Here is a 7,852-nt window from a genome sequence, read left to right on the forward strand (position 1 = left end):
CTGGGTGCTCGCAAACTCAGCTTACCCCTGACCACCTGCCACCCCATAGGATCTACTTGCTCTATCGAAGGCTCTACGCTCACGCTGAATCAAGGTCCCTAGGTAACTCGCCGAATAGGCCGCGGACAAAAGCGAGCGCGTCCGCGTCGTCGATCAAGAGCTTGCGCACAGCACTTTCGTATTGTGAGCGGCTTTGAAACCCAAGCTGTTTGGCGATGTTGCTTAGAGCAGCAGTCTCACGAACAGGGTAGCGCCGAATGAGTTCTTCGAGATTCGAGCTGGCGAGGAGAGAGTCGAACCTTGCGGCTTCAGCGGCAACGGCAGCGCTAGTATCGATTGAAATATTTACGGGCGTACCTTGCTGAATGTCCGCCGAGCGAGGCAGTTGCTGCATTACCTGCGCTCGAAGCTTCAACAATATAGCACGCTCGCTAAGGCGTCTGCCCTGTCCTCTAAGGGCCTCGAAAGCTGCGGCCCGCGCAGAGCTAAACAACTCAAGAGCATTGGCTCCAGTTAATGCTCCTGTGCGACTCGCGACTCGACCCTGAACCTCGCTGTGGTAGTAGATCGACTCGACCGAATAATGAGGTAGCGAGTAGATGAACTCCGTCTCAAGGGACGCTATTTCTTCAACAGTCCGGTTGTCGTTGTCGCCGAGCCCAAAGGGGCAAAGCCAGTGCAAATCGTATGAGGCGCGGATTGCCGAGACGGCATGTTGTATGCTCCGACTTGGCCCTTTGGCTATCACCGATACATTTGGAAAAACCAAGGCATAAAGGCCCTTGTCGAGACTATGAGGGTCGCCCTCAACGAAGAGTACTTTTTTGCGAGCTCCCAAGATGTCCAGCCTGAGCTGATCATCGATCATCTCTTTAGGTGGAAGGAGGTTGGCGTCCCAGCGTACGCTGCCGTTATACTTACAATCTCTTAAGAGCAGCATTTTGGAGTGTGAATATTCAGAGGCCAGCGTAACGTCATGCGAGGAAACTACGAACAAACAGTCCGGTCGCTCGGCAAATAAACCGCTCAGGAGCGGAGAAGATATCGATCGATGAAGATGCCGTTCTGGCTCATCAATGATTAAAATGGTGCCAGGCTTTGCCGTCAGAACGTCCGACGCGATTAGAAGCGCGTTTCGTTCGCCGTCCGAAAGACGCGATATGCTAAAGTGAGGACTTCCTTGACGAGAAGCTCGAACCTGTGATCCTGCTGCAAATTCGAGTTGTATCGGCAGGTTCGCGACTCGAAACAGGTCGTTGACTCTCTGCAAAGGTCCAGCTTTCTCCGAAAGTTTCGTCGCCTTATCTACGTCGCGACGGTCCATTGCCGCTGTTATTTCTCGAGCACGAAGGTTCTCGGAGTCCATCAAGTCAAATACAACAGCGCTCGGACGGGATGATGCCCAAGGATCTCGAATGCGAGAATTTGGGTCCTGATCGTAATTGCTCGCGTTCGCTCTTATTTGCGATCGCTGTACTGCGGATACATTAATGACATCGTCTTCGAACCACATCTGACGGTGGGCCGAGATTCGATGGGCCCGTGTGCCGTGTTGCCTGATGAAGTGATGAAGTAATGATGATTTGCCGGTTCCGTTGGCGCCGAGGATGAAAATGGCTTCCCCATCTTCCATACTGAATTTGAGAGAACTGCCATCCATTAGTGGTACTTCAAATTCAATTCCCATTATTGCCTCTGACTTGCGCCTGTAAGCGGGAGGGCTAGCTCAAAGTTGGAGAAAACCTGCTCTGCAACTACCTGTCGAGAGGCATTTTCCGATTTCCACGGGTCTACGCCTGCATGAGGTCGGGGCACACAGGGGCTGACGTGTCCTGCGCGCTCAAGCTAATTTATTGAACCAAATCAACCTGATGCTAGCAGTCCAGTCTCATCCGGAAAAATATTCCGCTTTCGCCGATGGCCAAATCACCGCTATCACTCCGGCCATCCACCCCGGCAAGAGGGGCGTATCGCGATCGTCACGGACGCGGGGTTGGATGCAGTGGACGCAGCGGCGTCGGGCGCGATCGTGGTCGCAGGGCGGGTTCTCCCGTGAGTGATCTTACGCTTGCGCAGACGACCGGCGTTTCAAGGCCTTCGCCAGAACTTCGGCCGGCATCTCGTCGGGTCGGAGTGGCGGTTGAGGGCGCTGCGTACGGCGAAGTCGTGTGGTTCTGGCATCCGTGGCTGATGTCAAGCCAGCGGAGACGCGTCGGCCCGACCGGGCTTAGACAAATCTCAATCCGCTGGTGACGGTGACAAGAGGAATTCGTCGCCGGGAAGAGCGCGAAGTAAGCCGTAAAGCCATTGCGCAGGGAATGCCGGATTGCCTCCGCTGAACCTGTATGCTCGTGTGCGTTTCCTTCTATCCATTGCACACGAGACCGCGGGTGCAGCGCGCATCCGGCATTCCCTGCTCCCTCTCTTCGGGGGAACCAAGGCCAAAACTCGGGCAGGTCATGCCGCGAGATCGCGGACCCGTAGTCCGAAGGCTTGGCGGATGTGACAAGGTCAATCCCGTTAGATCTATTGCGGCAGGGGTCATTTATCCTCATCCTGAGGAGCCCGCGGAGCGGGCGTCTCGAAGGATGCAGGCCACAGACCGGGCCTCATGGTTCGAGACGCGCGGAGCCTGTCATCGGGCCGCGCTACGCGCGGACCCGTTGGCGCTCCTCACCATGAGGGGTTAGATTGGGAAGCTTGCCGCTTAAGACTGTCTCAATACGCAACAATTATTGAGTATCTGTCGGACTTCATTTCTCGTTAAGAGACTAGCGGGTTGCGACGCTATTCGTCGATTTGGGGAAATTGAACCGCATGTGCGGCATTGTCGGCATTCTTGGGAAAGCTCCGGTCGCGGAGCTGTTGGTAGACTCACTCAAACGCCTTGAATATCGCGGCTATGATTCCGCAGGCGTCGCCACGCTGGAGGGCGATCACCTCGAGCGCCGCCGCGCCGAGGGCAAGCTGAAGAATCTGGAGAAGCGGCTGCAGGCCGAACCGCTCAAGGGCCACACCGGCATCGGGCATACCCGCTGGGCGACCCACGGCAAGCCGACCGAGAACAACGCACATCCGCATGGAACCGACCGCGTCGCCGTGGTTCACAACGGCATCATCGAGAATTTCCGCGAGTTGCGCCAGGCGCTCGAGAAGAAGGGGACGGTCTTCAAGACCGAAACCGATACCGAGATCGTCTTGCACCTGGTCGACAGCCTGCTTCAGCAGGGCATCAAGCCGGTCGAGGCGGTGAGGGCGGCGCTGTCGGAACTGCGCGGCGCATTCGCGCTCGGGTTCATCTTCGCCGGCGACGACGATCTGATGATCGGCGCGCGCAACGGCCCGCCGCTGGCGATCGGTCACGGCGACGGCGAAATGTACCTCGGTTCGGATGCGATCGCGCTCGGGCCGTTCACCGATACGATCAGCTATCTTGAGGACGGCGACTGGGTGGTGCTGACGCGCAAGGGCGCGACCGTCTACGACAAGAACAACGCGATCGTGCATCGCGACGCGGTCAAGCACAGCGCCTCGACCTCGCTGGTCGACAAGGCGAACTACCGCCACTTCATGGCCAAGGAAATCCACGAGCAGCCGGAAGTGGTCGGCCACACGCTGGCACGCTACGTCGACATGGCGAGCGAGCGCGTCACTTTGCCGGTCCAGCTGCCGTTCGACTTCAAGGACATCCAGCGCATTTCGATCACGGCCTGCGGCACTGCGAACTATGCCGGCTATGTCGCCAAATACTGGTTCGAGCGGCTGGCGCGCGTGCCGGTCGAAATCGATATCGCCTCCGAATTCCGTTACCGCGAGGCGCCCTTGCGCAAGGGCGATCTCGCGATCTTCATTTCGCAGTCCGGCGAGACCGCCGACACGCTGGCCGCGCTGCGCTACGCCAAGGCCGAGGGCGTTCACACCCTGTCGGTGGTGAACGTGCCGACTTCGACGATTGCGCGCGAAAGCGAAACCGTGCTGCAGACGCTGGCCGGTCCCGAGATCGGCGTCGCGTCGACCAAGGCCTTCACCTGCCAGTTGATGGTGCTGGCCTCGCTCGCGGTTGCGGCCGGCAAGGCGCGCGGCGAATTGTCTGATGAGGACGAAACAAAACTCGTCCACGGCCTCGTCGAGATTCCGCGGCTGATGGCGGCGGCGCTGACGTTGGAACCGCAGATCGAAAAGCTGGCGCGCGACATCTCGAAATCGAAGGACGTGCTCTATCTCGGCCGCGGCACCAGCTATCCGATGGCGCTGGAAGGCGCGCTGAAGCTGAAGGAAATTTCCTACATCCATGCCGAGGGCTATGCCGCCGGCGAACTCAAGCACGGCCCGATCGCGCTGATCGACGAGAACATGCCGGTGGTGGTGATCGCGCCGTTCGACCGGGTGTTCGAGAAGACGGTCTCCAACATGCAGGAAGTCGCGGCGCGCGGCGGCAACATCATCCTGATGACCGACGCCAAGGGGGCCGCGGAAGCCACCGTCGATTCCCTGGTCACGATCGTGCTGCCCGACATGGCGTCGGCGTTCACTCCGATGGTCTACGCCATCCCGGTGCAGCTTCTGGCCTATCATACCGCCGTGGTGATGGGCACCGACGTGGATCAGCCGCGAAATCTTGCGAAATCGGTAACGGTCGAATAGTCAAGTCAATCGACTGTCACGCTGGGTCTTCAAAAACCTGCTAGGATGGCTTAGCTGGATCAAGCCGGCTGCTCCGACCTGGAACCACGATGAACCGCGAAGAACTGCCCCCGACCGCGTCCCCGGAGGAACCCCTGCCGGAGGCGCACCACGCCGGGCTGATGGCCCGTTTCCGGAACTATTTTCTGACCGGACTGATTGTCGCAGGGCCGGTCGCGATCACGCTCTATTTGACCTGGTGGTTCGTGAACTGGGTCGACAATCTGGTCCGTCCGTTCGTGCCGACGGTCTACCGTCCCGAAACCTACCTGCCGTTCGGGCTGCCCGGTTCGGGGCTGATCGTCGCCGTGGTTGCGCTGACGCTGCTTGGTTTCCTCACCGCCAACCTGATCGGGCGCACGCTGGTCGACCTCGGCGAACGCCTGCTCGGCCGCATGCCGGTGGTCCGCGCGATCTATCGCGGCCTCAAGCAGGTGTTCGAGACGCTGTTCTCGGGCAAGGGCTCGAGCTTTCGCAAGGTCGGCCTGGTCGAGTTTCCCTCGCCGGGCATGTGGTCGATCGTTTTGATCTCGCAGTCGCCGAGCGTGAACATCGCCAGCCAGCTTCCCGGCCAGGAAGAGCACATCTCGGTTTTCCTGCCCTGCGCGCCGAACCCGACCACGGGTTTCTTCTTCTACGTGCCGAAGAGCAAGATCATTGAAGTCGACATGAGCACCGAAGACGCCGCGACGCTGATCATGTCCGCAGGCGTGGTGCAGCCCGGCTCCGATCCGCAGAAACGCGCCGCCGCGCTGGCCGGCATGGCGAACGCGGCGCGTGTGGCGAATTCGGCTGCGCTGCAGCCGGCAAAGGTGAAGGCGAAGGTGGAGTAGGGCGCGACGTTCTTTCCGCCGTCATTGCGAGCGCAGCGAAGCAATCCATTGCCACCTCATGCACGGAAAGATGGATTGCTTCGCTGCGCTCGCAATGACGAATAGACAGGCCGAACCATGACCAAAAAGATCGAAGGCATCATTCCCGTGATGATCACGCCGTTTACCGCAAACGGCCAGATCGACTATCCGGGCCTCGGCCGGCTGGTGGAATGGTACATCGACAATGGCTCGGATGCGCTGTTTGCGGTCTGCCAGTCTAGCGAGATGCAGTTTCTCAGTCTCGACGAACGGGTTGGCCTTGCCGCTTTCGTCAGACAAGCCGCCGCGGGCCGCGTCCCGGTGATCGCTTCCGGCCACATCAGCGAAAGCCTGGACGACCAGCTTGCCGAGTTGACCGCGATTGCCGCGACCGGGGTTGACGGCATGGTGCTGGTCACCAACCGGCTCGACACCAAAAGGGAAGGCGGCAGCAAGTTCATCGACGATCTGAGCTGGCTGCTCGAGCGGCTGCCGAAGCAAGTGCCCCTTGGTCTCTACGAGTGCCCGGCGCCCTATCGCCGGCTGCTGACCGACGACGAACTGAAGTTCTGCGCGGGTACCGGCCGCTTCGTCATCCTCAAGGACGTCTCCTGCGACCTTTCAACGGTGAAACGCCGGGTGGCGCTGACCAGGGGCACGCCGCTTGCCATCGTCAACGCCAATGCGGCGATTGCCTATGATGCGATGAAAGTTGGTTCGCGCGGCTTTACCGGCGTGTTCACGAACTTTCATCCCGACCTCTACAAGTGGCTGATGATCGAGAGCGCCAACCATCCGGCGCTGGCGGACGAACTTTCCGTCTACCTTGCGCTGTCGGCGATGGCCGAAGCGATGGGCTATCCGAAGCTCGCAAAGCTCTACCACCAGCGGCTCGGAACGTTCTCCTGCACCGACAGCCGCGCCGTCACCTTCGATATCCACGAGAAGTTCTGGGCGCTTGACGCGCTGCTGGACAAGATCGTCGAGGGCACCGAGCATTACCGGCGGCGCATTGCCGTGGTTGATGCGAGCAAGACTTATCCCGCACCGATCAGCGGCACGGCTTCATCGCGCTCATACAGATAAAGCAGACAGCGCAGCGCCTCGCCGCGCTCGCCCTTGAGCTTTGGATTGTCCTTCATGATACGCAGCGCCTCGTCGCGCGCCTGCGTGATGAGCTGGGCGTGCACGTCGGAGCGGGCGATGCGATAGCCGGGCAGTCCGCTCTGGCGGATGCCGAGCACGTCGCCTTCGCCGCGCAGCTTCAGGTCCTCTTCGGCGATCCTGAAGCCGTCGGTGGTTTCGCGGATCACTTTCAGCCGCGCCGCCGACATCTCGCCGAGCGGCTCCTTGTAGAGCAGCAGGCAGGTCGAAGACTCCGACCCGCGGCCGATCCGGCCGCGGAGCTGGTGCAACTGCGCGAGCCCGAAGCGCTCGGCGTTTTCGATGACCATGATGGTGGCGGCCGGAACGTCGACGCCGACCTCGACCACGGTGGTCGCGACCAGAAGGCCGATCTCGTGGGCGGCGAACTGCGCCATCACCCGGTCCTTGTCTGCGCCCTTCATCTGCCCGTGCACCAGGCCGACGCGGTCGCCGAACCGCTTCTGCAGCCGCTCGAAGCGCTCGGTGGCGTTGGTGAGATGCTCGATGCCTTCGGCCTCGGATTCCTCGACTAGCGGACAGATCCAGTAGACCAGTTTCCCGGCCTTCAGCGCGCGGCCGACCGCGTCGATCACCTCGTCGAGCCGGCTCGCCGGAACCGCGCGGGTGTCGATCGGCTGGCGGCCGGCCGGTTTCTCGCGCAGCTCGGAGACATCCATGTCGCCGAAATAGGTGAGCACTAGCGTGCGAGGGATCGGCGTTGCGCTCAGCACCAGTACGTCCACCGCTTCGCCCTTGTTGGTCAGCGCCAGACGTTCGCGCACGCCGAAGCGGTGCTGCTCGTCGACTACGGCAAGCGCCAGCGCCTTGAAGATCACGTCGTCCTGGATCAGCGCATGGGTGCCGACCAGAAAATCGATCTCACCCGCTTCGAGTTGGCCTAAGATTTCGCGCCGCTCCTTGCCCTTCTCGCGGCCGGTCAGGATCGCAACCCGCAGGCCAGCGCGTTCGGCCAGCGGCGTGATGGTCTTGATATGCTGGCGCGCAAGGATTTCGGTCGGCGCCATCAGCGCGGCCTGCTTGCCGGCCTCGACGACCGCAGCGGCGGCGAGAAGCGCCACGACCGTCTTGCCGGATCCGACATCGCCTTGCAGCAGCCGCAGCATTCGCACCGGCTGGCGCAGATCCTCGGCGATGGCGGCCATCGCCTC

The 7,852-nt window shown here is 60.9% G+C and carries 5 protein-coding genes; 3 read left to right on the top strand and 2 right to left on the bottom strand.

Features of this window, described 5'->3' with window-relative positions; genetic code table 11:
* Window positions 1–79 precede the first annotated feature (79 nt).
* The gene (locus CP49_RS44120; protein ID WP_082646497.1) at window positions 80–1,687 is read right to left on the bottom strand and encodes an ATP-binding cassette domain-containing protein; all 1,608 of its coding nucleotides are present in this window, start codon (window positions 1,685–1,687) and stop codon (window positions 80–82) included.
* A 1,130-nt stretch (window positions 1,688–2,817) separates the two neighbouring features.
* Between CP49_RS44120 and glmS the strand changes: the two genes are divergently transcribed.
* The 3 genes from glmS to CP49_RS40935 all read left to right on the top strand — a co-directional run bounded on the left by glmS (window position 2,818) and on the right by CP49_RS40935 (window position 6,623).
* Window positions 2,818–4,644 carry a glutamine--fructose-6-phosphate transaminase (isomerizing) gene (glmS, locus tag CP49_RS40925; protein ID WP_057855750.1) on the top strand — a complete coding sequence of 609 codons (1,827 nt, stop codon included), beginning with the start codon at window positions 2,818–2,820 and terminating at the stop codon, window positions 4,642–4,644.
* 89 nt (window positions 4,645–4,733) lie between these two features.
* The gene (locus CP49_RS40930) at window positions 4,734–5,516 is read left to right on the top strand and encodes a DUF502 domain-containing protein (RefSeq protein ID WP_057855751.1); all 783 of its coding nucleotides are present in this window, start codon (window positions 4,734–4,736) and stop codon (window positions 5,514–5,516) included.
* A gap of 117 nt (window positions 5,517–5,633) precedes the next feature.
* Window positions 5,634–6,623: a dihydrodipicolinate synthase family protein gene (locus CP49_RS40935; RefSeq protein ID WP_082646498.1), complete on the top strand. Its 990-nt coding sequence runs from the start codon at window positions 5,634–5,636 to the stop codon at window positions 6,621–6,623.
* On the opposite strand, the gene CP49_RS48495 is transcribed toward CP49_RS40935, so the two are convergent.
* The coding region (locus tag CP49_RS48495) for an ATP-dependent DNA helicase RecG (protein WP_245311124.1) at window positions 6,575–7,852 on the bottom strand (1,278 nt) is incomplete at its 5' end. The two genes, CP49_RS40935 and CP49_RS48495, sit on opposite strands and share 49 nt — an antisense overlap.

Origin of the sequence: Bradyrhizobium valentinum (genome assembly GCF_001440405.1) — a bacterium.
In the GTDB taxonomy this organism is placed as follows: Bacteria; Pseudomonadota; Alphaproteobacteria; order Rhizobiales; family Xanthobacteraceae; genus Bradyrhizobium; species Bradyrhizobium valentinum.

Bases quoted from the DNA above. Each gene is read 5' to 3' on its own strand.
- CP49_RS44120 (WP_082646497.1), bottom strand. From the start codon at position 1,687: ATGGGAATTGAATTTGAAGTACCACTAATGGATGGCAGTTCTCTCAAA.
- CP49_RS40935 (WP_082646498.1), top strand. From the start codon at position 5,634: ATGACCAAAAAGATCGAAGGCATCATTCCCGTGATGATCACGCCGTTT.
- glmS (WP_057855750.1), top strand. From the start codon at position 2,818: ATGTGCGGCATTGTCGGCATTCTTGGGAAAGCTCCGGTCGCGGAGCTG.
- CP49_RS40930 (WP_057855751.1), top strand. From the start codon at position 4,734: ATGAACCGCGAAGAACTGCCCCCGACCGCGTCCCCGGAGGAACCCCTG.